General features: G+C 74.3%; 25 protein-coding genes and 2 tRNA genes. 10 read left to right on the top strand and 17 right to left on the bottom strand.

The features are described from left to right. Positions 1-124 precede the first annotated feature (124 nt). From FB558_RS15565 to FB558_RS15535, 6 genes are all read right to left on the bottom strand, one after another. On the bottom strand, positions 125-454 hold the full coding sequence (locus tag FB558_RS15565) for a hypothetical protein (protein ID WP_142053322.1): 330 nt from the start codon (positions 452-454) through the stop codon (positions 125-127). A gap of 446 nt (positions 455-900) precedes the next feature. Next, positions 901-1,578 carry a hypothetical protein gene (locus FB558_RS15555; protein ID WP_142053320.1) on the bottom strand — a complete coding sequence of 226 codons (678 nt, stop codon included), beginning with the start codon at positions 1,576-1,578 and terminating at the stop codon, positions 901-903. A gap of 243 nt (positions 1,579-1,821) precedes the next feature. Beyond that, positions 1,822-1,894, bottom strand: a tRNA-Arg gene (locus tag FB558_RS15550). A 57-nt stretch (positions 1,895-1,951) separates the two neighbouring features. Then, a tRNA-Ser gene (locus FB558_RS15545) sits at positions 1,952-2,041 on the bottom strand. 54 nt (positions 2,042-2,095) lie between these two features. Continuing rightward, entirely contained in the window at positions 2,096-4,057 is a 1,962-nt protein-coding gene (locus FB558_RS15540) for an acetoacetate--CoA ligase (protein WP_142053318.1), read from the bottom strand. Positions 4,058-4,108: 51 nt separating this feature from the next. Continuing rightward, positions 4,109-4,807, bottom strand: coding sequence for a dienelactone hydrolase family protein (locus FB558_RS15535; protein ID WP_142053316.1), 699 nt, complete (start codon positions 4,805-4,807; stop codon positions 4,109-4,111). A 61-nt stretch (positions 4,808-4,868) separates the two neighbouring features. Here FB558_RS15535 and hisC point away from each other — a divergent pair, with 61 nt between their 5' ends. Continuing rightward, positions 4,869-5,921 (top strand): histidinol-phosphate transaminase, encoded by a 1,053-nt coding sequence (hisC, locus tag FB558_RS15530; RefSeq protein ID WP_142053314.1) that lies wholly within the window; start codon positions 4,869-4,871, stop codon positions 5,919-5,921. Positions 5,922-5,929: 8 nt separating this feature from the next. Here the strand turns inward: hisC and FB558_RS15525 are convergent, their stop codons facing one another. The 3 genes from FB558_RS15525 to FB558_RS15515 form a co-directional block, all read right to left on the bottom strand. After that, the gene (locus tag FB558_RS15525; RefSeq protein WP_142053312.1) at positions 5,930-6,442 is read right to left on the bottom strand and encodes a hypothetical protein; all 513 of its coding nucleotides are present in this window, start codon (positions 6,440-6,442) and stop codon (positions 5,930-5,932) included. 106 nt (positions 6,443-6,548) lie between these two features. Continuing rightward, positions 6,549-6,821 (bottom strand): GlsB/YeaQ/YmgE family stress response membrane protein, encoded by a 273-nt coding sequence (locus tag FB558_RS15520; protein ID WP_142053310.1) that lies wholly within the window; start codon positions 6,819-6,821, stop codon positions 6,549-6,551. A gap of 150 nt (positions 6,822-6,971) precedes the next feature. Next, positions 6,972-7,703: a response regulator transcription factor gene (locus FB558_RS15515; protein ID WP_142053308.1), complete on the bottom strand. Its 732-nt coding sequence runs from the start codon at positions 7,701-7,703 to the stop codon at positions 6,972-6,974. Between the two features lie 244 nt (positions 7,704-7,947). On the opposite strand from FB558_RS15515, the gene FB558_RS15510 reads away from it, so the two are divergent. Next, positions 7,948-9,105: a glycoside hydrolase family 16 protein gene (locus FB558_RS15510; protein WP_142053306.1), complete on the top strand. Its 1,158-nt coding sequence runs from the start codon at positions 7,948-7,950 to the stop codon at positions 9,103-9,105. A gap of 88 nt (positions 9,106-9,193) precedes the next feature. Here FB558_RS15510 and FB558_RS15505 read toward each other — a convergent pair whose 3' ends face one another. The 3 genes from FB558_RS15505 to FB558_RS15495 form a co-directional block, all read right to left on the bottom strand. Then, entirely contained in the window at positions 9,194-10,171 is a 978-nt protein-coding gene (locus FB558_RS15505) for an MsnO8 family LLM class oxidoreductase (protein WP_142053304.1), read from the bottom strand. Between the two features lie 78 nt (positions 10,172-10,249). Continuing rightward, a complete protein-coding gene (locus FB558_RS15500; RefSeq protein ID WP_142053302.1) occupies positions 10,250-10,456 on the bottom strand; it encodes a hypothetical protein in 207 nt (68 codons plus the stop codon). A 119-nt stretch (positions 10,457-10,575) separates the two neighbouring features. Next, on the bottom strand, positions 10,576-11,133 hold the full coding sequence (locus tag FB558_RS15495; RefSeq protein WP_211366429.1) for an XRE family transcriptional regulator: 558 nt from the start codon (positions 11,131-11,133) through the stop codon (positions 10,576-10,578). A gap of 47 nt (positions 11,134-11,180) precedes the next feature. On the opposite strand from FB558_RS15495, the gene FB558_RS15490 reads away from it, so the two are divergent. Next, the gene (locus FB558_RS15490; RefSeq protein ID WP_211366426.1) at positions 11,181-12,347 is read left to right on the top strand and encodes a benzoate/H(+) symporter BenE family transporter; all 1,167 of its coding nucleotides are present in this window, start codon (positions 11,181-11,183) and stop codon (positions 12,345-12,347) included. Between the two features lie 387 nt (positions 12,348-12,734). Here the strand turns inward: FB558_RS15490 and FB558_RS15485 are convergent, their stop codons facing one another. Further along, positions 12,735-13,268, bottom strand: coding sequence for a carboxymuconolactone decarboxylase family protein (locus tag FB558_RS15485; RefSeq protein ID WP_211366627.1), 534 nt, complete (start codon positions 13,266-13,268; stop codon positions 12,735-12,737). 71 nt (positions 13,269-13,339) lie between these two features. Between FB558_RS15485 and FB558_RS15480 the strand changes: the two genes are divergently transcribed. Then, a complete protein-coding gene (locus FB558_RS15480) occupies positions 13,340-13,810 on the top strand; it encodes a MarR family winged helix-turn-helix transcriptional regulator (RefSeq protein ID WP_142053296.1) in 471 nt (156 codons plus the stop codon). Between the two features lie 36 nt (positions 13,811-13,846). Here the strand turns inward: FB558_RS15480 and FB558_RS15475 are convergent, their stop codons facing one another. Further along, entirely contained in the window at positions 13,847-15,880 is a 2,034-nt protein-coding gene (locus FB558_RS15475; protein WP_142053294.1) for a M3 family metallopeptidase, read from the bottom strand. 6 nt (positions 15,881-15,886) lie between these two features. Here FB558_RS15475 and FB558_RS15470 point away from each other — a divergent pair, with 6 nt between their 5' ends. Beyond that, complete coding sequence (locus tag FB558_RS15470; RefSeq protein WP_246106456.1) at positions 15,887-16,306, top strand: nucleotide triphosphate diphosphatase NUDT15; 420 nt, start codon at positions 15,887-15,889, stop codon at positions 16,304-16,306. Positions 16,307-16,335: 29 nt separating this feature from the next. Continuing rightward, positions 16,336-17,112 carry an arylamine N-acetyltransferase family protein gene (locus FB558_RS15465; protein ID WP_142053292.1) on the top strand — a complete coding sequence of 259 codons (777 nt, stop codon included), beginning with the start codon at positions 16,336-16,338 and terminating at the stop codon, positions 17,110-17,112. Positions 17,113-17,157: 45 nt separating this feature from the next. On the opposite strand, the gene mftG is transcribed toward FB558_RS15465, so the two are convergent. Continuing rightward, on the bottom strand, positions 17,158-18,570 hold the full coding sequence (gene mftG, locus FB558_RS15460; RefSeq protein WP_246106455.1) for a mycofactocin dehydrogenase MftG: 1,413 nt from the start codon (positions 18,568-18,570) through the stop codon (positions 17,158-17,160). Between the two features lie 20 nt (positions 18,571-18,590). Here mftG and FB558_RS15455 point away from each other — a divergent pair, with 20 nt between their 5' ends. Beyond that, entirely contained in the window at positions 18,591-19,850 is a 1,260-nt protein-coding gene (locus tag FB558_RS15455; protein WP_142053288.1) for a M18 family aminopeptidase, read from the top strand. Between the two features lie 981 nt (positions 19,851-20,831). Here the strand turns inward: FB558_RS15455 and FB558_RS15450 are convergent. Then, on the bottom strand, positions 20,832-21,749 hold the full coding sequence (locus FB558_RS15450) for a PfkB family carbohydrate kinase (protein ID WP_142053286.1): 918 nt from the start codon (positions 21,747-21,749) through the stop codon (positions 20,832-20,834). A gap of 59 nt (positions 21,750-21,808) precedes the next feature. Here FB558_RS15450 and FB558_RS43260 point away from each other — a divergent pair, with 59 nt between their 5' ends. The 3 genes from FB558_RS43260 to FB558_RS15440 are packed head-to-tail and all read left to right on the top strand — an operon-like array spanning position 21,809 to position 23,765. Beyond that, a complete protein-coding gene (locus FB558_RS43260) occupies positions 21,809-21,973 on the top strand; it encodes a hypothetical protein (RefSeq protein ID WP_170231310.1) in 165 nt (54 codons plus the stop codon). Beyond that, on the top strand, positions 21,966-22,211 hold the full coding sequence (locus FB558_RS15445; protein WP_142053284.1) for a hypothetical protein: 246 nt from the start codon (positions 21,966-21,968) through the stop codon (positions 22,209-22,211). Before FB558_RS43260 ends, FB558_RS15445 begins: the two co-directional genes overlap by 8 nt. 51 nt (positions 22,212-22,262) lie before the next feature. Next, positions 22,263-23,765, top strand: coding sequence for an FAD-dependent oxidoreductase (locus FB558_RS15440; RefSeq protein WP_142053282.1), 1,503 nt, complete (start codon positions 22,263-22,265; stop codon positions 23,763-23,765). A 6-nt stretch (positions 23,766-23,771) separates the two neighbouring features. Here the strand turns inward: FB558_RS15440 and FB558_RS15435 are convergent, their stop codons facing one another. Further along, entirely contained in the window at positions 23,772-25,016 is a 1,245-nt protein-coding gene (locus tag FB558_RS15435) for an MFS transporter (RefSeq protein WP_246106454.1), read from the bottom strand. Positions 25,017-25,114 lie beyond the last annotated feature (98 nt).

Raw genomic sequence — 25,114 nt, 5'->3', positions numbered from 1 at the left:
GGCTGTCGGCGGCCACGTCCACCGGACCGATGGGCCACCGAGATCGAATGGGCTCGAGCGGGCTGCGCGACGGTCCAACCGCCGCCGGGTTCGCCCGTGCGGGCGGAGGACGTCCAGCACCCGATCAGATACTCGGCCAACCAGACCTCGTCGTCCGTCTTCGGTGTCGGCTCCTGGCGGCAACTGTCGAGGAAGTTCGGAATGTCGACGCCGTGCTGCGCACCGTGCGGGAGCCCTCGATGACATCCCCGGTCGGCTCCGCGAACTCGTACGCGCACACGGGTGAATGTGCGGACACCGCCTCGTCGATCGGCGACTCGTACCGGGATTGCGGGTATTCCGCCGGCACCGCCTCGGCATCCGCGCCGTAGAACTCGCTGCCGAGTTGGGCGTACTGCTCCGGTGTCACCAGGCCGAGCCCGTCGCCGAGCCGCGCGAGGATCAGCGACCGCATCTCGTCCCGGGTACTTCCGGCGATCATCGGCCGTGATTGGCCATGCCGGATTGGAGCGCGTCCAGCGGCTGTCGGGGCAGAGTCGGCGTGCCCGCGGCGGGAACCACGGCAGGTCGGTGATGTGCGCGAGGTTTCGCGTTGGAGCGGTCCGAGTACAGCGCTGCCAACCGTTCGGCGGGCACGGCGCGCAGGCACTCCGCGACCGCAGGCGCCGGCCCGTCGACGCACCCGAGCTCGGCCGCCGCCCGCCCTGCGCGGTCCTCGGCGTCGGCACGGATCAGCCAGAGCCGGGTGGCATCACGCACCCCCTCCCACGGCTCCGGCGGCCGGGGCGCCTGCCAACGCAGCTCCCCCACGGGCGGCCACGGGACGGCAGGGCGCACAGCCGAGCGTGAGCGCAGCCGCGCCGAGGCACGCGGCGGCAGCCCACGCCCGCCGGCGCCTCCTCACCGGTTCGCCGCCCGCACGCGGAGGTACACGACGACGCCGGCGACGACCGTCCACACCATCGACAGCACGCGGCCGACCGGCAGGAAGGCGTTGGCGTAGTAGAACGCCAGCGACGACACCGAGGCCATGGCGAGCGTGCCGGCGACGAAGCCGAACCAGCGGGTCGGCTTCCCGAACAGCCGTTCGCGGCCGAGCACCAGTGCCGTGCCGAACACGAACAGGCCGAGCAGCACCACGTTCGCTACACCACCCGCGTAGAAGCTCGACTGGCGCAAGACCGTCACGGCGCTGTCGCTCGCCGACGGCGCGAGCACGGCGAGGATCCCCGACAGCACGGACGAGACCACCATGGCCGCCGTGGACAGGTAGCCGACGGGCGGCAACCACGCGGCCCCCGCTGCACGGAGGGCGGGAGCGAGCCAGGCGACGAACATCGCGAAGCAGGCCACCGAGATGATCTGCAGCCCGGCGGTGGTTCCCACAGCGATCGGGTTGGCGGAGTAGAAGGCGGCGACCTCCGAGGCGGGCGAGCCCGGAAGCGGCAGCGGCCGGTCGACGAGCGCCCCGGACACCGGGCCCACCGCGAGATAAGCGGCGAGGAAACCGGTGGGGGCCAGCACACCGGTGCGGACGTCGGGCGAGGTCGCGGACCGGACAACTGAACGCGCGGTCATGGTTGCACTCCTTCTTCGAGGTGCAACTCAGCATCGGGACCCGGACCGCAACGCACGTCCTGCCCAGGGCGACACCTCCTGTACGCCGCGGGCGGTAGCGGCGTGCCGCCGGCACACTCCCCACGTGCGCGATCCGTGGCCGGGGTGGGCCGGCCGGACGCCGCGGGGGCAACGGCCCGAGAACGCCGTCAGGCCCCAGCCGCGCCGGAGCGGGACTGGGGCCTGACCATCGAACTTCTGCGGTGCGCCCGAAGGGATTCGAACCCCTAACCTTCTGATCCGTAGTCAGATGCTCTATCCGTTGAGCTACGGGCGCGTGCTCTTCAGTTGTACCTCATGCCGTGTCCGACCCGGGAGTCGACCCACGCCAGCGCGGAGGCTCCGGGATTTGAACCCGGGATGGGGGGTGACCCCAAACCGCATTAGCAGTGCGGCGCCATAGACCAGACTAGGCGAAGCCTCCCGGGGCCTCTCGGCCTCCAGCACGCACCAGAGTACATGCCCTCGTCCAGCCCGTTCACGACCCCCCGGCTGCGAGGGCGAGGAACGGGCCGAGGGCGTCCGGGTTCTGCAGCGCGCCGCGGCTCACGGCCCGGTCGGCGGCCACCCCGGCCAGGATCTTCTTGACGGGGACCTCGCACTTCTTGCCGTTGAGGGTGCGGGGCACGGCGTCGACCACGACGAACCGGTCGGGGACGTGCCGGGGTGACAGCTCGGTGCGCAGCGCGCGGCGCAGGGCGGGCTCGACCTCCTCGAGCGTCGCGCCGTCGGCGAGCACGACGAAGCACAGGAGCGCGCCCTCGTCGCGGGCGCCGAGCTCGGTGGTGTCGATCACCAGCGAGTCGAGCACCTGGTCGAAGCCCTCGACGACGGCGTAGAAGTCGGCGGTGCCCATGCGGACGCCGCCGCGGTTGAGCGTGGAGTCGCTGCGCCCGTAGATGACGAACGAACCGCGCGGCGTGCGGCGGACCCAGTCGCCGTGGCGCCAGACGCCCGGGAACTCGTCGAAGTACGCCTCGTGCAGCCGGACGCCGTCCGGGTCGTTCCAGAACGCCACCGGCATCGAGGGCATCGGCTGCGTGATCACGAGCTCGCCCACCTCGTCGACGAGCTCCTCCCCCTTCTCGTCGTAGGCGGTGACGGCGGCTCCGAGGGACGCGCAGCTGATCTCGCCGAGCCAGACGGGCACCGTCGGGGCGGAACCGACGAAGGCGGCGCACACGTCCGTGCCGCCCGAGACCGAGCAGATCTGGACGTGCCCGCCCACCGCCTCACCGATCCAGCGGAACCCCTCGACCGACAGCGGCGCGCCGGTGGAGCCGATCGCGCGCAGCGCCCCGAGGTCGAACCGGTCCCGGGGGCGCAGGCCGGCCTTGAGGCTCGCCTGGATGAACGGTGCGGACGTCCCGAAGTAGGTCACCCGGTGCCGTTCGGCGAGCCGCCACAGCGCGCTGAGGTCAGGGTGCCCCGGGTTGCCGTCGAACAGCACGATCGTCGATCCGACGAGAAGCCCCCCGACCAGGAAGTTCCACATCATCCAGCCGGTGGTGGTGAACCAGAAGAACCGCTCGCCCGGCTCCAGCTCCATCTGCAGCCGCAGCGCCTTGAGGTGCTCCAGCACGATGCCGCCGTGGCCGTGCACGATGCCCTTGGGCAGGCCGGTCGTGCCCGACGAGTAGAGCACCCACAGGGGGTGGTCGAACGGCACCGGCTCGAACGCGAGCTCACCGGGTGTTCCGGTGAACTCGGCCCACGGCACGGCGCCCTCGAGCGCCGCCCCCTCGTCGAGGTAGCCGACGAGCACCGTGGCCGCCAGCGTGGGCAGCTGGGAACGCAGGGCGTCGACGGTGCCGCGCACGTCGTAGCCCTTCCCGCCGTAGACGTAGCCGTCCACCGCGAGCAGGACGGTCGGCTCGATCTGGGCGAACCGGTCGTGGACGGCGCGGGCCCCGAAGTCCGGCGAGCACGACGACCAGACGGCGCCGAGGCTCGCGGCGGCGAGGAACGTGACGAGCGTCTCGACGCAGTTCGGGGCCAGCGCGACGACGCGGTCCCCGCGCCCGACCCCGGCGCGGACGAGGCCGGCTCGCGCCCGTCCGACGAGGTCGCGCAGCTCACCGCGCGTCACCTCGCGTTCCAGCCCGTCCTCGCGGGCGAACACGACGGCGAGGTCGGCGTCGGCGCCGTTCGTGAGCGCCTGCTCGGCGTAGTTCAGCGTGGCGCCGGGGAACCACTCCGCGCCCGGCATCCCGGTCCGGCCGAGCGGGGCGGTCGGGGCGTCGTGGAAGCGGACGCCGAGGAACTCGGCCACCGCCGACCAGAACCCGCCGAGGTCGGTGACCGACCACTCGTGCAGCGCGGCGTAGTCGGGAGCGTCGACGCCACGGTGCTCGCGCACCCAGTCGGTGAACTCGGCCAGCGGACCGCGGTGCTCGCGGTCAGGGGCCCACAGGACGTCGGGGGTCTCGGCGCCGGTCATACGGGCAGCATGCAATCCCGGGCGCCGGAGCGCCAGAGCCCTTCCTCACAGTCAGCGCAGGTGGGAGTCGAACCAGTTCAGGGTGCGCTGCCAGGCGTCGGCGGCGGCCTCGGGGTCGTCGTCGAACCGGTGACCGCGGCGCGGGTAGACGACGACGTCCGTGGCCATCTGCGAGGAGGCCGCGGCGTCGCGGAGGCGGGCGATCTCGGGGTCCGGCTCGCCGCCGGCCGCTCCGCCGTAGATGCCCAGCCACGGGCAGGTGAGACCGGGCGCCGCGTCGAGCAGCGCGGGCAGGCCGTGGGCGGGTGCCGCGGAGACGGCCGCGTCCGCGACGGTGATGGCGGCGCCGAGCGTGCGTTTCGCGGCCACGAGCAGCGCGACCGCGCCGCCGAGGTCGAACCCGACCACACCCATCCGGTCCGGGGTGATGCCGTGTTCGGCCAGCCAGCCGAACGCGGTGTCGGTGTCGGCCATGACCTGCTCGCCTTCGAGCCGGTCGACCTGCTGCTGGACCTCCTCGTCGGCGCCGTCCAGCTCGTCGGCGCCGTCGCGGTGGTAGAGATGAGGAGCAACGGCCAGCCAGCCGTCCCCGGCGAGACCCTGCACGAGGTTCCGCACGGCGTCGGTGACGCCCCGCGCCTCGTGCAGCACGACGATCCCCCCGCGGATCGCACTGACCGGCTCTGCGACGGTGAGCCGCAACGCGCTGCCGTCGAGCAGCGGAACGGTCTCGGTGCGGATGTCGGTCATGGTTCCAGGGTGTCACGGCAGGGTGACATGGGAAGCCCCGGGCACGGATACGGTGACGCGCATGACGCTGATCCGCCCCGACCTCGACACGCTGCCGGCGTACGTGCCCGGGAGGGCGATCCCGGGTGCGATCAAGCTGGCCAGCAACGAGGTGGCGCTGCCGCCGACGCCGCCCGTGCTCGCCGCGATCGCGGAGGCCGCGGCAGCCGGCAACCGCTACCCGGACCTCGCGGTGACCGGCCTCACGTCCCGGCTCGCGCAGGCGCTCGGGGTGGCGGCCGAACGGATCGCGGTGGGGTGCGGCTCGGTGAGCCTGTGCCAGCAGCTGGTGCAGGCAACCTGCCACGACCCGGCGGACGAGGTCCTGTTCGCGTGGCGCTCGTTCGAGGCCTACCCGATCGTCACCCAGATCGGCGGGGCCACGATCCGGACCGTCCCCCTGGACGACGCGTTCCGGCACGACATCGACGCGATGGCCGCCGCCGTCGGGCCGCGCACGCGGCTGGTGTTCGTCTGCAGCCCCAACAACCCCACGGGCACGGCCGTCACCCGCGAGGAGCTGGAACGCCTGCTCGCCGCCGTCGGCCCGGACGTACTGGTCGCGCTCGACGAGGCCTACCACGAGTACGTCACCGACCCGGACGTCGTGGACGGCACGGACCTGCTCGACGCGCACCCGAACCTGGTGGTGCTGCGCACGTTCTCGAAGGCCTACCGGCTGGCGGCGCTGCGGGTGGGGTACGCGGTCGCGACGCCGGAGGTGGCCACGGCGCTGCGCAAGGTCTGCTCGCCGTTCAGCGTGAGCGCGGTGGCGCAGGCGGGCGCGATCGCGGCGCTGGACGACGCCGAGGCCCTGCTCGCCGGCTGCGCGCAGGTCGTCACCGAGCGCGTGCGCGTGCGCGACGCCCTTCTCGACGCCGGCTACACCGTGCCGCCGACCCAGGCCAACTTCGTGTGGCTGGCCCTCGGCGAGCGGACGGCGCCGTTCGCCGCGCACTGCATGGAGCACAAGGTCGTGGTCCGCCCGTTCCACCCCGACGGCGTGCGCGTCACGGTGTCGGCGCCGGACGAGAACGACGCGTTCCTGGCGGCTGCGCGCACGTTCAACGGCTAGCCGCGAGATCATTCGTCGCGCGGCCGCACGACGTCGACACACGCCCGCGTCAAGAACTCCCCGTTCGTGAACACCTCGGCACAGGTCCGACCGTACTGCCACTGCTTGCCGCCGGACTGCGGAGCGTATTTCCGGTACGCCACGTTGGCGCACGTGTTGCTCATGTCTCCGGGTGACCGGAAGTACTCTCGACCACCATCGTCGCGGAAGACGAAATCGATCTTCCAGTTGCAGATCGGTCCGACGGTCTCGACCTCGGCCCACTGGTAGGTGATCGTCCGATCGCGACCGATCACGTTGTGCTCGAGGACCCCCGAGGGCGCGCAGAAGCTCTGGAAGCAGATCGTGCCGAAGTGCGAGAGCGCAAAACCCGAGGCCAGTGCCGGGGTGGCCAGGGCGACCACGGCGAGGAACGCGACCACCGTGATCACGACGACGGACCGGACGAAGACGAACAGCTCACGCATCATCGACCCCTCACCGACGGTGGCGCCGACGCTAACCGTGCGTCGCGCGGCCACCAAGCGATCGGGGCGAAATGTTCACCATCGCAAACGATCCGGCCTCCGACGGCCCGATCCGACCGGCGCGGCCCGACGAGCCGGGCCGCGCCGCGTCAGCGGGACCTCAGCGGGTGACGCCGCGCCTGCCGTAGGCGCCTGCGACGATCGCGACGCCGATGATGGCCACGATGATCTGCAGGATCAGCTCGATGATGTTGAACCCCGTGGTCGGCGCACCGAACAGCCGGGCGACGAAGGTGCCGATGAAGGCACCGACGATGCCGACCACGATGGTCAGCCAGATCGGGATGTTCTGCTTCCCCGGCAGGATGAGTCGGGCCAATGCCCCGATGATCGCGCCGAAGACGATCGCGGTGATGATGCCGGTGACAGTCATGACTACTCCGACTCTCGTCCGGGCCGCGCCCCTCGCGGCTCGTGTACGCATGTGGTAGCACGGAGTGACGGCGAGCGCAGGACGCAGCGCGATATCACACCCGAAGCGTTATCGCCCGATCGGGTGGTCAATCCCACGTTCCACCCGCGTTCACGCCTCCAGCACGTACCCCTCACCGCGGACGGTGCGGATGCGCTCTGCACCGATCTTGCGCCGCAGGTAGGAGATGTAGACCTGCACCAGGTTCGGGGAGGCCGGCTCGGACCACACCTCGCGGGACAGCCGGTCCGGGGCGACCACCTCACCCGGCGTGGCCAGCAGCGCCATCAGCAGCGCGTACTCGGTGGGCGAGAGGGCGACGGGCCGACCGTCGACCGTGACGTCGCCGAACTCGGTGTCGACGACGAGCTCGCCGTGGCGCAGCACCGTGTTCTCCATGGCCGGCCCGAGCCGCAGGCGCAGCCGGATCCGGGCAGCGAGCTCGTCGACGGCGAAAGGGCGCACCAGGAAGTCGTCCCGGTCGCCGCGCAGCTGACCCAGCAGGCCGATGCGGCGCTCGCGAGGCGTGACGGCGATGACCGGCACATTGGGCGCCTCGGCCTGGAGCGCGGCGAGCACCGCGGCCTGGTCGGGCCCCGGTAGGTCGACGTCGAGCACGACGAGCGCCGGATCGCGGGTGCGCACCGCGTCGAGCACGCCGATGCCGTCGCTCACCGGGCTCACGGACACGCCTTCGGACCGAAGGCTGCGCAGCACGGAGGCCGACGCCGCGGTCGGGGGCAGCGCCAGCAGGACATGATCGTTCGGGGGCACGGACACGCGCGCCGACACAGCGGTCGACGTGTACGAGGACGCACCCCCCGGGGGAGCAGCGGGGAGCATCGCGGCCCACCTTCCCGCAGCAGCACCCCCGATAACAATCGGCTAACGGAGCGACATCACCCGGGTGAGCACACCCATGTGGCCGGAGCTGAGAGCCTTCCTAGGCCGAACGGAGTACGTGCCGTGATGAATCGCGCTGATCGGGTGCGTTCTGGCGCGTCTGAGCGACATCTGGGCGCGCACGAGCAACCTCGACTCTCAGGTTTCCGAACACGAGGTGTCACCGTCCCTATCGTTCGGCCCCATGCGAAGGAGAACCTCCGCTGGGGCCGGCCGTCCCGAGAGCTCGACCGATCTGATCGACCGGGTCGCCGCCGAGCAGGGCAGCAGCGCTGTGAGCGCCAGCGGGCGGCACCGCCTGCCGGCGCACCACACCGACGCGGTCGTCACCAGGGACCCGCTCCCCAGCAACAGCTCGCTCACCCGGCGGCTCGCACCGCTGGCCGTCGGTGCCGCGGTGATGCTCGTGGCCACGACGGTCGCCGCCCTCGCCCAGCCCGCCGACGAGACCCCGCTCGCCGCGCCCGAGCTGAGCAGCGCCGTCATCCGGTCCGAGCCGGCGGCGCCCCCGAGCGCTCCGGCGACGGAGCCCGCGGCGGCGCCCTCGTCGGAGCCGGCTCCCCAGGCCGCCGCGGCCGACGCCGACGAGGAGCCGGACGAGAAACCGGCCGAGCAGTCGGACGGCAAGTCGGGCGAGAAGGCCGGCACGAAGGCCGCGGAGTCCGAGGAATCCGGCAAGTCGGAGAAGGGCGAGAAGGCCACCGCCTCCGGCAGCGGCGGCGACGGGCGCCAAGCCGCGGCCGCCCACGGCTGGACCCACGTCGGCGGTGACGAGTTCAACGGCGGCATGAGCCCGCAGTGGACCGTGTACGAGGGCGAGGGGCACGCGGGCAACGGCCGTCGCACCGAGGAGGCGATCAGCGTCGAGGACGGCATGCTGGTCATCCGCGGCGACAGCGAGGGCAACACCGGCGGCATGTCCTGGAAGGAGGACCAGCGGTTCGGTCGCTGGGAGATGCGCGCCCGGTTCCCCAGGGGCGACGACCAGTACCACCCGGTGCTGATCCTCTGGCCCGACAAGGGCAGCTCGGGCGACGGCGAGACCGACTTCGCCGAGACCACCAGCGCGTCGGACAAGGTCTCGTTCTTCCTGCACTACGGCGACGAGCAGGAGTACGCGCACAAGACCCTCGACATCACCCAGTGGCACAACTACGCGGTCGAGTGGGTGGACGGTCGCATGACCGGCTACATCGACGGCGAGAAGTGGTTCGAGAGCACCGACGAGAAGACCCTGCCTCCCGGCAAGCTGCACCCGACGATCCAGCTCGACTACTTCCCCGAGGGCGGCTCCCCCGAGCCCACCGAGCTGCACGTCGACTACATGCGGATCTACGAGTAGCACCTCGGTACGCCAGTACCCCGGCCTCGGCACGATCCCCGCACGCCCCGTCCCGCCCGGCGCTCCCCACCGGGCGGGACGGGTGCGTTCAGAGGGTCTGCAGCAGCCCCGCGAGCCGGGCGTCCGACTCCTGCAGGGCCTCCCGGTCGAACGTCGACGTGGAAGCCAGCAGCTCGTCGGCACCGGTGCGGGCGAGCAGGTCGTCGAGCTCGGCCTGGACGGTCGAGGCGTCGCCGTGCACCGTCCGGCCCACGGCGTCCGCGACGACGGCGGCCTGCCGGGCGGACATCGGCCGGTCCTCCTCGACCGGCTCGAGCGCGGGGAACAGGCCCGTCGTGCGGGCCGCGGCGAGCGCCCACGCCTCCGGGAGCGCGAGCTCGCGCGCGGCGTCGACCGAGTCCGCGACCAGCACGTCGAGCGAGACGACCACGGAGGGCTGCGCACCCGTGGCGGTGGCGCGGGCGCGGTAGTCGTCGAGGAGGGCGCCGAGCTCCGGGCTGTCCAGCACCGGACCACCGAGCACGACCGGCAGCCCGGCGTCGCCGGCGACCGCGAGACCGCGGCCGGTGGCCAGCACGAACACCGGGAGCGGGCCCTCGAGCCGTGGTCGGGCCGTGACCGGCGCGCGCCCGTCGAGGTAGGCGCGCAGCTCGGCCAGGTCGTCGCCGAAGGTGTCCGGGGCGTCGGCGTCCCGGCGCAGCGCCCGGCGCACCGGCCCGGTGAAGCCGAGGGAGCGCCCGACGCCGAGGTCGATCCGGCCGGGGAAGAGCGCCTCCAGCATCGCGAACTGCTCGGCGACGACGAGCGGCTGGTGGTTGGGCAGCATCACCCCGCCGGAACCGACGCGGATCCGTTCGGTGCGGGCGGCGACCGCGGCCATCAGGACCGGCGGGCTGCCGCTGGCGATGCCGGGAACAGCGTGGTGCTCGGCCACCCAGAAGCGGTGGTACCCGAGCCGCTCGGCCCACTGCGCCCGCTCGACGGTGTTCCGGAGTGCGGCGGAGTCGGGCTCGCCGGCGCGGGTGCGCGAGCGATCCAGCAGCGAGAACCTGACGTGCGGGGACATCACCTGGCTGAACACGGTCCGCGGGGCCGCCATTCCGCCGCGACGCACGCGCGGTGGCGGTGCGTGCGTCGCGGTGCGTCAGCCGCGGGGGCGCTTCGTGTGCGGGCGCGTGCCGCGGCTCCCCTGGCCGGTGTCGCCGCGGGGGCCGACGTGGGTGGGCTCGGCCTTCTTCGCCTTCGCGCGGCGCTCGGCGCGGTTGAGCGGGGCGGGCTCGGGCGCCTCGGCGCCGGGCTCCGCCTCGACGGCGTCGGGCTGCTCGGAACCGGGTGCGGTGGGCTGGGACACGGAGAACCTCCGAGGTGGTGGTGACAGGGGGCCGGGCAGAGCTCAGAGGATCACCGACCCAGCCTAGTGGTCCCGCCGCGGCGCGGCCGCCGGGTTTCCCCGACGCCGGGCCTCGCCGCTCACGGGCGCGGGTAGCGGATCAGCAGGGAGGCGTGCACGTCCGCCCCGTCCAGGGCGGCGTAGCGGTGCGGGACGTCGGCGGCCCACTCGACGTGCTCGCCGGGACCGGCGCGCCGCGGGGCGTCGACCGGGCCCGTCTCGAGGACCCCCGCGAACACCGTGGCGTGCTCGGTGACACCGGCGTGGTGGGCGGGTGAGCGTTGCGCGAGGCCCGCGGGGATCCGCATCCGGTACAGCTCGTAGGTGACCGGCCCGTCGTCGAACACGCGCAGCAGCCGCATCTCGACCGCGGCCCCGTGGACGGCTCCGGGCGGCGGCCCGAGCAGGGCGGTCAGCGGGAGGTCGAGGGCCGCCGCGACGGCGTGCAGCGTGTCGAGCGTCGGGTTGCGGGTGCCGGACTCCAGCCCGGAGAGCGTCGCCTTCCCCACGGAGGCGCGGCGGGCGAGCTCGGACAGCGACAGCCCGCACCGTTCCCGCAGCTCGCGAACCCGAGCGCCGACCTCGGCCGTGCCCTCGACCAGGGCGGGCCGCGCACCGCCCTCGCTCGTCGTCACCACGTCGGCTATCGTCCCATCGTTCCGTAAACGGAACGAGAGGAGTGGACGTGCGGCTGCAACCGGTGCTCGCCGGCGTCGTGGCGGCGCTCGTCGGCTTCGCGAGCAGCTTCGCCGTGGTGCTCGCGGGGCTGCGGGCCGCGGGGGGCGACGACCGGCAGGCGGCCTCGGGCCTGCTGGTGCTGTGCCTCACCTCAGGGCTCGTGGCGCTCGTGCTGGGACTGCGCCACCGGATGCCGATCAGCATCGCCTGGTCGACCCCCGGCGCGGCCCTGCTGATCTCGACGGGAACACCGCCCGGCGGGTTCCCCGCGGCGGTCGGGGCCTTCGCGGTGTGCGGTCTGCTCGTGGTGGTCGCCGGGCTGGTGCCTGCCGTCGGGCGGCTGATCGCGCTGATCCCCGTGCCGATCGCGAGCGCGATGCTCGCCGGCGTGCTGGTCGAGCTGTGCCTCGCCCCCGTCCGGGCGCTCGCGGAGGTGCCGCAGCTCGCCGTCCCCGTGATCGCGGTGTGGGCCCTCGTCGGCCGGTTCGCGCGGGCATGGGCGGTGCCGGCCGCGCTGGCGGTGGCGGCGGTCGCGATCGCGCTGACCGGGCCGGGGCTCGCCGGCGTGGCGATCGCGCCGACGCTCGCGTGGACCACGCCCACGTTCGACCCCGCGACCGTCGTGGGCGTCGGGCTCCCGCTCTTCCTCGTCACGATGGCCGCGCAGAACGTGCCGGGAGCGGCCGTGCTCGCGCAGTACGGGTACCGCGCGCCGATGCGCCCGGCCCTCACCGCGACCGGCCTGGCGACGATCGCCTGCGCACCCTTCGGCGGGCACGCGGTGAACCTCGCGGCGATCAGCGCCGCGCTCACCGCGGGCCCGGACGCCCACCCGGACCCGCGGCGGCGCTGGGTCGCGTCGGTGACGGCCGGGCTGGGACTGGCCGTGCTCGGGCTGGGTGCGGGGCTCGCGACGGCGCTGCTCGTGCTGTCCCCACCGGTGCTGATCGAGGCGGTCGCCGGGCTCGCCCTGCTCGGCGCGCTGGGCGGGGCGCTGTCGTCCGCCGTCGCCGAGCCGGACGGCCGGGAGGCCGCGGCGGTGACGTTCGTGGTGACAGCCGCCGGCGTCGGGTTCCTGGGCATCGGCGCGGCGTTCTGGGGGCTGGCGGCCGGGGCGGCGATGACCCTGCTGCACCGGCGGCGCCGCCCCGCGCAGGTCCCGGCCGTCCGGTAGCGCCCGACCCGGCCACCTCGCCGACGCGAGGGGTCAGGGGAAGGCGCCGACTGCGCCGAAGACCCCGGCAGGCGCGAGGGCAGTGGTCTCGAGCCGGAACGGCCCGCCCACAGGAGATTCCCCCACCACGTCGACACCATGGGCTTGGACACGCGACCGAACACCCATGACGTCGACCGGGTCGCGCCCAGCCGCGTTCAGCGGAACGCGGGAACGGCCATGATCGGCAGGAGTGGTGGGAGAGCGACAGATCTGTCGCCGTGACGCCACTCCTGGCGATCACCCCGGCGAGACGTCCGTGAACGCGGCCGCGAGGACCCTGGTGTACGACTCGCACCGCTCGCCATCGCACCGTCGTGTCCGCGAACGCATCCGTCACCGCACAGCTCAGCTCGCGGCCGCGAACTGCGCGTCGACCGGCGCGCCGGTGAGCCGGTTCGCGAGGGTCGACATCGTGTACGTGCCGATCCCGAGCACCACCTCGAGCGCGTTGCGGACGGTGTAGCCGTGGGCGAGGAAGGCGCGCACCGCGTCGTCGGGGACGTCGCCTGCGGTGGCGAGCACGTCCAGGACGAACCCGCGCAGCCTCTCCAACCGGGCGTCGGCGAGCGGCGCACCCGCCTGCAGCGCGGCGATCAGCTCCTCGTCGGCGTCCAGGCGACGCAGCGTGGCGGTGTGCATGGCGACGCAGAGGTGGCAGTCGTTGCGGGTGGCCATCGTCATGATCACGACCTCGCGGGACACGGGGTCGAGCGTCGTCGCCTCGAACAGGGCACTGGCCCGCAGGAAGCCGTCGAGGAGCTCGGGCGACTCGGCAAGGCGCGCCACCGCACCCGGCAGGAAGCCGAAGCGGCGCTCGACGCCCTCGACGGTGCGGCGGGCGGCCGCGGGAGCGGTCTCGGCGGTGTGAACGGGGAACAGTTCGGACACCGGATCTCCTAGGATCGACAACATGGTTGACGAAACCGTAAACCTGGTTGTCGAGTTTGTCGATGGCTGAGCTCGACGAACCCGGCTGGGTCCTCCCGCTGCTGCTCTTCGGCGGCTTCCGGGCGCTGATCGACCGGCTGCACGCCGAGCTCGCGGAACAGGGCCACCCCGACGTGCGCCCCGCCTACGGCTTCGCCATGCAGGCCATCGGCCGCGACGGCGCCACGGCGAGCGAGCTGGGCCGCCACCTGGGGGTGTCGAAGCAGGCGGCGGGCAAGACGATCGACCGGCTCGTGGACCTCGGCTACGCCGAGCGCACCGCCGATGCCGGCGACGCACGCCGCAAGCTCGTCCGGCTCACCCCGCACGGCGTCGACGTGCTGGCCCGCTCCGCGGTGGTGTTCGAGCAGCTGCGGACCGAATGGGCCGAGCGGCTGGGGGCGGAGCGGATGCGCGCGCTGGAGTCCGACCTGCGCAAGGTCGTGCCGCCGGCGACGGTGCGGTTGGACGCGGCGAGCTGGTTCGGCCCGTGACCCCCGCTCCCCGTTGCAGCAATCCGGGTCGGGCTCTCAACCCGTCAGGCCTCGGCGGGTCAGGAGGGGTGCCAGTTCCGGGTCGCGGCCGCGGAAGGCCCGGTAGCCCTCCATCGGGTCCACGGCACCGCCGCGGGAGAGCAGTTCGCGCCGGAAGACCTCGCCGTTCTCCCGGCGCAGGCCGCCGTTCTCGGTGAACCACTCGACGGTGTCGGCGTCGAGCACCTCGCTCCAGATGTAGGAGTAGTAGGCCGCGCTGTAGCCGCCGCCGAAGACGTGGTTGAAGTACGTGGTGCGGTAGCGCGGGGGCGCGGTCGGCACGGCGACACCCGCGGCGGCGAGCGCGTCGGCCTCGAACCGTTCGACGTCGGCGACCTCGGCGTCCGGGCCCAAGCGGTGCCACGCCTGGTCGAGCAGGGCCGCGGCGAGGTACTCGGTGGTGGCGAAACCCTCCCCGAAGCGCCGCGACGCCGCCAGCCGCTCGACGAGCTCGGACGGCAGCGGTTCCCCGGTCTCGTGGTGGCGCGCGTAGTGGGCGAGGACCTCCGGGTCCTCCAGCCACATCTCGTTGACCTGCGAGGGGTACTCGACGAAGTCGCGGGGCACGGACGTGCCGGAGAACGTCGGGTAGCGCACGTCGGAGAACAGCCCGTGCAGCGCGTGCCCGAACTCGTGGAACAGGGTGCGCACGTTGTCCACCGTCAGCAGCGTGGGCTCGCCGTCCGCGGGCTTGGCGATGTTGAGGGTGTTGAGCACGACGGGCCTGCTGCCCAGCAGGTGCGACTGCTGGACGAAGGAGTTCATCCACGCGCCGCCGCGCTTGGAGTCGCGGGCGTAGAGATCGGCGACGAACAGGCCGAGCTGACCGTGCTCGTCGAAGACGTCGAAGACGCGCACGTCGGGGTGGTGGAGCGGGAGGTCGTGGCGCTCGGTGATCCGCAGCCCGTAGAGCCGCCCCGCGGCGTGGAAGACGCCGTCGTGCAGCACGCGCTCGAGCTCGAAGTAGGGGCGCAGCGCGTCGGCGTCGAGGTCGAAGCGCTCGCGCCGCACGCGCTCGGCGTAGAAGGCGCGGTCCCACGCCTCCACGGCGAACCCGGCCGCCTCGGACAGCTCGGCCGCCTCCCCGCGGGCGTTCACCGCGGCGACGGGGGCGAGCTTGCCGAGCATCGCGTCGATCGCCTCGACGGTGCCGGCGGTGCCGGTCTCGACCGCCCAGGACGCGTGGTGCGGGTGGCCCAGCAGCCCGGCCCGCTCCGCGCGCAGCGCCACGAGCCGCAGCACCAGCTCGCGGGTGTCGTGCTCCCCGCCGAGGCCGCGCCCCGTGGAGGCGCGGTGCAGCCGCTCGCGCAGCCCGCGGTCGGTGAGCGAGGCGAGCGCGGGCTGCCCGGTCGGGAGCACGAGCGTCAGCAGGTGCGCTCCCTCGTGCCCGCGCTCGGCGGCGGCGCGGGCCGCGGCCGAGACCGCGTCCGCGGGGAGGCCGTCGAGCTGGGCGGGGTCGTCCACCAGCACGGCGGCCGCGTTGGCGCCGGCGAGGAGCCGCGCGCCGAACTCGGTGGAGAGCGCCGAGAGCTCGGCGTTGAGCTCGCGCAGCCGCTCCTGCTCGCCGGGTTCGAGCCGGGCGCCGGCGCGCACGGCGTCGCGGTGGCGGCGCTCCAGCAGGCGCAGCGACTCCGCGTCCAGGTCGAGGTCGTGCCGCGCGGCGAACAGCGCCTCGATGCGGGCGAACAGCACCGGGTCCAGCGTGATCGCGTCGGCGTGCGCGGCGAGCTGCGGCGCCACCTCCGCCTCGATCTCCCGGATCCTCGGTGTGCTGCACGAGCTCACCAGCGTGAAGAACACGTTCGAGACGCGCTCGAGCGTGGCCCCGGACCGCTCCAGCGCGACGACCGTGTTCTCGAACGTCGCCTGCCCCGCATCGGCGGTGATCGCGTCGACCTCGGCGCGCTGCTCGGCCATGCCCGCGGTGAACGCCGGGAGGAAGTGCTCCTCGCGGATGGCGGCGAAGTCCGGGAAACCGAAGGGCAGCGGGCTGGGGGCGAGGAACGGGTTGCCGGTCACCCGCGCGAGCATAGGTCCGTGACGCGGGTGCAGGTCGGGGTCGGCGCGGTGGTCGTGGACGGCGGGAAGGTGCTCGTCATGCGCCGTGCGGGCGCGCACGGCGCAGGCACGTGGGGGCTACCGGGCGGGCACCAGGAGTACGGCGAGACGCCGGAGGGCACCGCCGTCCGGGAGACGGCCGAGGAGACCGGGCTCGAGGTGCGGCCGACGGCGCGGCTGGGCTTCACCGACGACCCGATGCCGGACATCGCCCGGCACTACGTGACGCTGTTCATAGCCTGCACGCCCACCGGCGGTGAGCCGCGGCTGCGGGAGCCCGAGAAGGCGACGGCGCTGGCCTGGCTCACGCCCGACGATCTGCGCGCGCGGCGCGAGGAGCTGTTCGCGCCGCTGCGCCAGTGCCTCGACGCGGGATTGCTGCAAAAAGCCTTGACCTGAACCGGGGTTCATCTCCGACGCTGTGCCCCATGGAGGCCGCCACCCACCTCGCCCGCATCGGGGCCGCCCGCCCGGCCGCGGCCACGAGCGCCGCGCTCGCCGCGCTGCACAGGGCGCACGTGCGGTCGGTCCCGTTCGAGGACTACGACATCCACACCGGCAGGGCGATCTCGCTGCGCCTCCCCGACGTGCACGACAAGATCGTCCGCAGGCGCCGGGGCGGCTACTGCTACGAGCTGAACGGCCTGTTCGCCGCGTTGCTGCGGGAGCTCGGGTTCGGGGTCACGCTGGTCTCGGCGTTCTCGCTCGACGACGACGGCACCCGCGGCCCCGGCTTCGAGCACCTGCGGCTGCTCGTCGACGCGGCGGACGGACGCTTCATCGCCGACGTCGGCAACGGAGCGAGCTGGACCACCCCGGTGCCGCGGCGCCCGGGCGTCCACGGCGACGTGCAGGTGCACCGTGACGGGGACCTGTGGTGGACCTCCGAACGCCGGCGCGACGGGAGCTGGGAGCGCGGCTGGGCGTGGACGGAGCAGCCGCGCGAGCTGGCCGACTTCGCCGAGCGCAACCGCTACCAGCAGCACGATCCGGGCTCGAACTTCGTCGGCCGCCGGATGGCCGTGCTCGCCACCGCGGACGGCCGGATCTCGCTGCTCAACGGGGTCTTCTCCGAGACCGCCGACGGCCGGCGCACCGACCGGCAGGTGGCGCCCGCGGAGGAGTGGGCGCTGCTGGCCGACCGGTTCGGCATCGTTCTGGACCGCTCCTGGGCCGAACGCGTGCCGCAGCTGACGCCCTGCTGACCACCGGCCGTGAGTGGATACGAGTGCAGGAGCACGCGCATCCACTCACGGCAGTGGTTCGGCCGCCTTCTCCCCGATCGCCACGGCGGTGGCGGCGGTGCCGCGGCGCGGGACGACCGGCAGCACCGAGGTGTCGGCCACGCGGAGTCCGCGCACGCCGTGGACGCGCAGCCCGGCGTCCACCACCGGCCCGAGCGCGGCGCTGCCGGACAGGTGCTGGGCGGTGCTCAGGTGGGCGCCGATCCAGCCGTCGAGGACGCGGTCGTTGCCCAGCACGTCGCCGCCGGGGGCCGCGCGCGTGCCGACGCCGGCGCGCAGCAGCTCGGCGCCGGTGCGCACGGCGTGGCGCATCCGGCGGCGGTCGCGCTCGGTGCGCAGGTACCGGTAGTCGATCCGCGGGCGGGCGCGCGGGTCGGGTGAGGTGAGGGTGATCGTGCCCCGGCTGTCGGGGGCGGCCACCGTGCACATCAGGTGGAGCGCGCCACCCGGGGTGAACGGCCGCACGAACGCGAGCACCTCGGCGTCCCCCGCGGGGTCGGCCCCGGTGTCCCAGTGCAGGGCGGCCTGGCTGCTCACGGCGTGCGGGTGCGCGGGCGGGTCGGCCGTGGTGAACGGCAGGAACACCGTGGGGTGGTCGGACCAGCCGACGCCGACCGGCAGGTCCCGGACCACGGCCACGCCGGCGGCGCGCAGGGCGTCCGCGGGTCCGAGACCGGAGAGCAGCAGCAGGTGCGGCGTGGCGATCGCGCCCGCGGTGAGCACCACCTCCCCGGCCTCGACCGCGGTGCCGTCGAGCAGGGCGACGCCGCGGGCGCGGTCGCCGTCGAACAGCACCCGGGCCACCGGCGCGTCGATGCGCACGGTCAGGTTCGGCCGCGCCCGGTCCAGGTACGCGGCGGCCGCGCTGACCCGCACGCCGTCCACGACGTTGCTCGGCAGCAGCCCGACGCCGGGTGGCGCTCCCGCGTTCTTGTCCGGCTCGGCCCGGTACCCGAGGCGGTGCGCGGCGGTGACGAACCGCTCGGTGGCCGGGTGCAGCAGCGGCCCGGCGGGCCTGCGGACCGGCACCGGGCCGCGGTCCCCGTGGCCGGGAGCGGTGGGCAGGTCGAGGTCGTGCTCGGAGCGGGCGTAGCAGGCCTGCAGGTCCGCCCACGTCCAGCCGGGAACGCCCCAGCCGTCGGCGTCGGCCGGGGTGACGCGGACCCAGTTGGCGCCGTTGATCGCGCTCGATCCGCCCAGCACCCGCCCGCGGGGCACCTCGACCGACCGCTGCGGCCGCAGCTGCGCGGCGTAGGACCAGTTCAGCGGATGCCCGGTGCGGGCGCCCTCGAGGTGCTCGGGCGACGCCGCGGCCGGGCCGGCCTCGAGGAGCAGCACGCGGCGGCCGGGGTCCTCCGCGAGGCGCCCGGCGAGGGCGCACCCGGCCGAACCGGCGCCCACCACCACGACGTCGTACACGTCAGGGAGGATGCCTCCTGATGACCGATCTCGCTCAGGACCTCGCCGCGTTCGTCACCGCGGCGCCCAGTCCGTACCACGCCGTGGCCGAGGGCGTCCGGCGCCTCGCCGCCGTGGGCTTCACCGAGCAGCCGGAGACCGGCCCGTGGGACGACGGGCCCGGCGGCCGCTACCTGGTTCGCGACGGCACGCTGCTGGCCTGGTTCGTGCCGGAGGGCGCGCCGGCCGGCACACCGATGCGCATCTTCGGCGCCCACACCGACTCCCCGACCCTGAAGGTCAAGCCGCGTCCCGACGTCGGGTCCGGCGGGTGGCGCCAGGTGGCGGTGGAGGTCTACGGCGGGGCGCTGTGGAACTCCTGGCTCGACCGGGACCTCGGCCTCGCCGGTCGCCTCGCGCTCTACGACGGTACGACCGTGCTCGTCGACGTGCACCGGCCGCTGCTGCGGGTGCCGCAGCTGGCGATCCACCTGGACCGCCAGGTCAACCAGGGGTTGACGCTCGATGCCCAGGAGCACCTGCTGCCGGTCTGGGGGCTGGGCGCGCCCACCGAGGGCGACCTCGTCGAGTTCCTGGCCGCGGAGGCCGACGTCGACCCGTCCGAGGTGGCCGCCCACGACCTCGTGGTGCACGACGTCACCCCGCCCGCCCGGCTCGGCGAGGGCGAGGAGCTGCTGGCCGCACCGCGCCTGGACAACCTCGCGTCCGTGCACGCCGGCCTGGGCGCGCTGCTCGCCGCGGCCGACGACGCCGCGGGCGTGATCCCGGTGTTCGTCGGCTTCGACCACGAGGAGATCGGCAGCGGCTCGGCCACCGGGGCGGCCGGACCGCTGCTCGAGACCGTGCTCACCCGGCTGGCCGGCGGCTTCGACGCCCGCGGCGTCGCGTTCGCGGGCTCCCGCTGCCTCTCGGTGGACGTCACCCACGCCGCCCACCCGAACTACCTGGGCCACCACGACCCGACCCACCGCTCGCTGCCCAACGGCGGCCCGGCGCTGAAGGTCAACGCCAACCAGCGCTACGCCACCGACGCCCCCGGGGCCGCGGCCTGGCAGCGGGCGTGCCGGGAGGCGGGCGTGCCCACGCAGCTGTTCGTCGGGAAGAACACGGTGCCCTGCGGCACCACGGTCGGCCCGATCATCGCCACGCGCCTGGGCATCCGGACCGTCGACGTCGGCATCCCGGTGCTGTCGATGCACTCGGCGCGCGAGCTCTGCGGCGTCCGGGATCCCGGGCACCTGGCCGCGGCAGCGACGGCGTTCCTGACCGACCCCGTCTGACGGACGGCGTCGGCTCGTACTGCGGCGGTGGATCGGGCTGGGCGCTACGTGATCGGTCCGAGTCGCACGTCTGGGTCGTCGCGGCCGCGCTCACGTACTTCTCGCGCCCCGGCTCCCCGGGGTGATCGCCAGGAGTGGTGTGAGGGCGGCAGATCTGCGGCTCTGACACCACTTCTGCTGATCATGGCCGGTCGGGTTCCAATGAACGCGCCCGTTGCATGATCAGGTCGGCCTCAGCGCTGTTCGGGCGGTCCGGCAGCGCTGGTGTCGATGTGAGCATGGAAACCTCCTGTGGGCGCGCCGTTCCCGGCTCGCGACGGCCTGCCTCGCGCCCCGGGCCGGGGTCTTCGACGCGATCCCGCCGGTCCCCTCCACCTCTTCCGTCGGCGGGTGGTCGGGTTGGGGTAACTACCGGGTGACCTGGCCGGGTGGACGGCCGTCCCCGACCTCCGGGCACGCCCGTTCGCGACGAGACCGTCCCTGCCGGGTGCCCGCGCACCTTGCGGTGGTCCCGTCCCAACCCCTGACCTGTGATCACCCGGCCGGTCCGAGGCCGCATCCGGCCCTTGATCAGCGGGAACGGGACATGCGCTGCACCGGTGCAGGTCATGCCCCCGGTTCGCCGATCATGGCCGTCGCAGAGGTCCCGGAACGGCACCACAGCAAGGTGCGTGGCACCCGGCAGAGACGTTCTCGTCGTGGACGGGCGTGCCCGGAAGTCGGGGACGGCTGTCAGCGCGACCACGTCACCCGGTAGTTGCGCCAACGCGGCCACCCCGGGCACGCAGGTCGGGCAGGGGACGCAGCCAACTGCGGGGAAGGCCCCAGATGCGGGTGGGGCCGCTCGCCTCGAGCCGGGTACGGCGCGCCCACGGCAACCGGCTCCACGTGCGCGCACGGAGGTCGGGCAGGGACCGGCCCTATGGGGCAGTTCACCTCGAACCGGGAATGACTCGGGGAAGCGGAGGCGCGACCCAGAGGTCACGGGCGGGCCCGCTGGGCGACCTCCTCGCGCGAGAGCCGAGGACGTCCGCCCGTGTGGCCCACCGTCAGCGCCGCCGCCGCGGAGCCGCGGCGGGCGGCGGTCTCCGGGCCCTCGTGCAGGGCCGCGACGATGCCGGCCGTGAAGGCGTCGCCGCCGCCCGTCGTGTCGACCACGTCGGCGTCGCCGAGCGGGATGACGGCCTCGCCGTCCGGCCACACCACCACGTTGCCCTCGGAACCGGCGCCCAGCACGACCATCCACGGGCCGCGGACCAGCAGCGCGCGGGCGACGCGCAGGGCGTCGGAGGCGGCGCCGATCTCCGCGCCGACCTCCGCGCCGGCCCACAGCGCGGCCTCCGAGTCGTCGGCGCGCAGGACGTCGCACCGGGCGAGCAGGTCCGACCGGGCGCCGGGATCGGGCGGGGCGCCGTCCAGCACGACCGTCGCCCCCGCGCGGCGGCCCCGGTCGGCGGCTTCGCAGACGGCGGGCAGCGGTTGCTGCAGCTGCACGACCACCGCGTCCGCGGCGTCGAACGCGGGTGCGGCCGCCTCGACGTCGGCGATCGTGAGCAGGACCCCGTCGGGAAGGTCCTGCAGGTAGCGCCACCGCCCGTCGCCGTCGACGACATCGATGATCAGCCCGGTGCGGGTGCCCGATCGGCGCACGACCGGCGTCGTGTCGATCCCGTCCTCGACGGCGCGGGCGAGCACCTCGTCGGCGTGCCGGTCGTCGCCCACCACGCCGACGAGCGCGGGACGGCACCCCAGCTGGGCCAGCGCGACGGCCTGGTTGGCGCCCTTCCCGCCGAGCACCTCGATCCGCTCCCGGACCGGCGCCGCCGACCCCGGCCCGGGCACCTCGTCCACCCGCACCGCGAGGTCCCGCACGATCTGGCCGATCACCACGACGTCCACGATCCCCCGTTCCCCGGTCGGTCCCGGCGAACACACCCGCGCGCCCTTACCGTGGTCGCGTGCACCCGGAGCCACCCCCGCACCCGAACGGGCCGGACGCCGAGACGCTGCCGGCCCGGAGCGCCGGGGCCGCTCCCGCGCAGGGCGACCAGTCGACGCCGGCCACAGCCGAGTTCCTCGGCCTGCCCGACGTGCTCGAACTGCTGCGGGCCGACCGTGGATGACGAGGAGACGCTCGCGCGCGGCCGCGATGTCTACTGGTTCGTCGGCGGCCCGCTCGACGGTCGCGTCGACACCCGGGAGCCGTCCGACCCCGCCCCCGACACCGTGCGCTACGTCCACCTGCACGGTGGGCCGAAGATCGTGCACCACTACGACCTCCACGAGGTGGCCGGTCACGGCGGCGAGTACCGGCTGCGCGCACCGGGCCCGTGCGAACCGGGCCCGTGCGAACCGGGTTGACCGCGTCGATCTCCGGGTAGAACGGTCGGACCCGACGCCCCGGAGGGTCCGTTGCCACCGACCACGACCGCCGCGCAGTCGCTCTGGCTCGCCGCGATGCCGTCCCGGACCTATCCCCCGCCCGCGCAGGCGCGCACGTTCGACGTCCTCGTGCTGGGCGGCGGCATCACCGGCCTCACCACCGCGCTGCTGCTGAAGCGCCGCGGCGCGCGCGTGGCCGTCGTCGAGGCCGGGCGCGTCGGTGCGGGGGTGAGCGGCAACAACACGGCCAAGGTCACCGCGCTGCAGTCCACGGTGCTGACCTCGATCGCGTCCGTGCGCGGGCCGGCGGTGGCCGACGAGTACGCCGCGCGCAGCCTGGCCGCCGTGGAGCTGGTGGCCGAGCTCGCCGCGGGCGAGGGCATCGAGTGCGACCTGCAGCGCCGCGACGCGTGCACCGTCGCCGTGCAGGACGGGGACCTGGGCGGCGTCGAGCAGGAGTTCGAGGCGGCCCGGCGTGCGGGGCTCCCGGTGGAGATGACGGCCACCACCGACCTGCCCTACCCCGTCGCCGGTGCCGTCCGGCTGTCCGACCAGGTGGAGTTCCACCCCGTGAAGTACGTGGCGGGACTCGCGGCGGCGGTCGACGGCGACGGCTGCCACGTCTTCGAGGACACGCGCGCGCTCGGCGTCACCGACGGCTCCCCGCTGCGGGTCGAGACGACCCGCGGGACCCTCAGCGGAGACCGGGTCGTCGTCGCCACGCACTACCCGGTGTGGGACCGGGGCCTGTACTTCGCGCGGATGCAGGCAGGCCGCTCCTACTGCGTTGCGGGCCGCGTGCGCGGCGAGCCCGCCCGCGCGATGTCGATCACGACCGGCTCGCAGACCTGGTCCTACCGCTCCGCGGGCGAGTTGATGATCGTTCTCGGGCAGAGCCACCCGGCGGGCGCGCGCGGCGTCGACGAGTCGTGCTACCGGGCCGTCGAACGGCACCTGCGCGAGCACTGGGAGGTCGAGGAGGTCACGCACCGCTGGTCCGCCCAGGACCCGATCCCCTACGACCACACGCCCGTCATCGGCACGTACACACCGGGCTCGTCGCGCATGTACGTGGCATCGGGGTTCGCGAAGTGGGGGCTGTCCGGCGGCACGATGGCCGCCGCGCTCCTCGCCGAGCAGCTCGCGGGCGGCCCGGGCTCCGACACGTTCAGCCCGCACCGCTTCTCCCCGCGCGGCCTGCCGCAGCTGGCCCGGATGAACGCGAAGGTCGGCGTGGACATGGTCGGCGACCGGCTGCTGCCCGGCGGGATCTCCTCGGCGGCCGAGCTCGCCCCCGGCTCGGCAGGCGTGGTGCGGTCGGGCACCGACCGCACCGGCGTCTACCGCGACGAGGACGGGGGTCTGCACGCCGTGTCGATGCGCTGCACGCACCTGGGCTGCCTCGTCCGGTTCAACGCCGCCGAGACCAGCTGGGACTGCCCCTGCCACGGCTCGCGCTTCGACGTCGACGGCGCGGTGCTGGAGGGCCCCGCCGTCCACCCGCTGCCCCGTCGGGAGCCGCCTGGTACGTGACCGGCGTCACGCATCCCCGACGGCGCGGGCGCTCTCCTCGCCGTGCGGGTAGCGGCCACCGGGGGCGCCGCTACCCGCACCCGGGCGGGTGCGCAGCAGCACCGGCAGGACCCCGGCGACGAGCAGCCCGCACGCGGCCAGGAACGGCGCCCCGCCACCGGCCCACGCCGCGTACAGGCCGAACGTCGCGAGCTCGGTGCCGAGCGAGGCCACCGACGTCACCGTCGCCCGGGAGCGGCCCTCGATCCGCTCCTGCAACCGTGCGTCGACGACCACGAGCACCGCCCGGTAGCCGCCGTAGAACAGGGCCACCGCCGCGATGCCCGCCGGGTGCGCGGCCAGGCCGGCCCCGCCGAGCAGGAGCATCGCCACGGTGAGCACGGCGCCGAGCGCCCAGGGCGGCAGGCGGGCGGCCGCTCCCCCGAGCGCGGCGCCCGCGACGCCGGCCAGGACGGCCGGCAGGTCCGCGAGCGGGACGAGCGCGGTCGGGACGCCCCAGCCGGCGAGCAGCAGCGGGAAGTACTCCTCGACGGTGTCGAACGCGCCGAGGACCGCCGCGGCCACGAGCACGGCGCGCACGGCCGGGGCGCGAGCGGCCTCCGCGACGCCGGCACGCAGCGTCTCGAGGTAGCCGGGCTCCGCGGCGTCGGTGTCGGTGCCGGTGTCGGTGCCGGTGTCGGTGCCGGTGCGCGCCGGCTCGGGCAGCCGCGCCGCCAGCACCGCCGCGAGCAGGCAGGTGCCGACACTCACCCAGCCCGCCAGCGGGAAGCCGCCCGCGGCGAACAGCAGCGTGGCGGCGGCCGCCGCCGGGAACTGCGCCACCAGCTCCATGGCCGTGACCCACCCGTAGACCCGCGCGTACTGGTCCTGCGCTCCTGCCGCGACCAGCCCGTCGTAGAGCAGGGCCTCGAGCGCACCGGTGACCAGTGATCCGCCGCAGCCCCACAGCACGAAGCCCAGCGCGAAGCCGGGGAAGCCCGGCAGCAGCACCCACGCGACGTAGCCGGCGGCCTGCAGCACGCCGGCGGCGACGAGGCAGCCGCGCCGCGAGAACCGGTCGGCCAGCGCCCCGGAGGGCACCTCGGCCAGCACGGCCACCGCCGACCAGATCGCGAACAACGCGGAGACCTGCGCGACGGACAGGCCGGTGGAGGTGAACAGCAGCGCGTAGAGCGGGTAGAGCGGCACGACGTCCGCGACCAGCGCCCACGCGACGGTGCGGCGGGCCAGCGGGCGTGCACGGGGCGGCAACGGGCGTCAACCGGGCATGGCGGGACGGTAGCCCGGGCGCGTCGTCGGGCACAGCGATTTCCCGCCGACCTGTGTGCCAGTGACTGTCCTACATCGGC

Source organism: Pseudonocardia kunmingensis (assembly GCF_006716445.1).
Classification (GTDB): Bacteria; Actinomycetota; Actinomycetes; order Mycobacteriales; family Pseudonocardiaceae; genus Pseudonocardia; species Pseudonocardia kunmingensis.
This window is presented reverse-complemented; position numbering and strand designations above follow the sequence as displayed.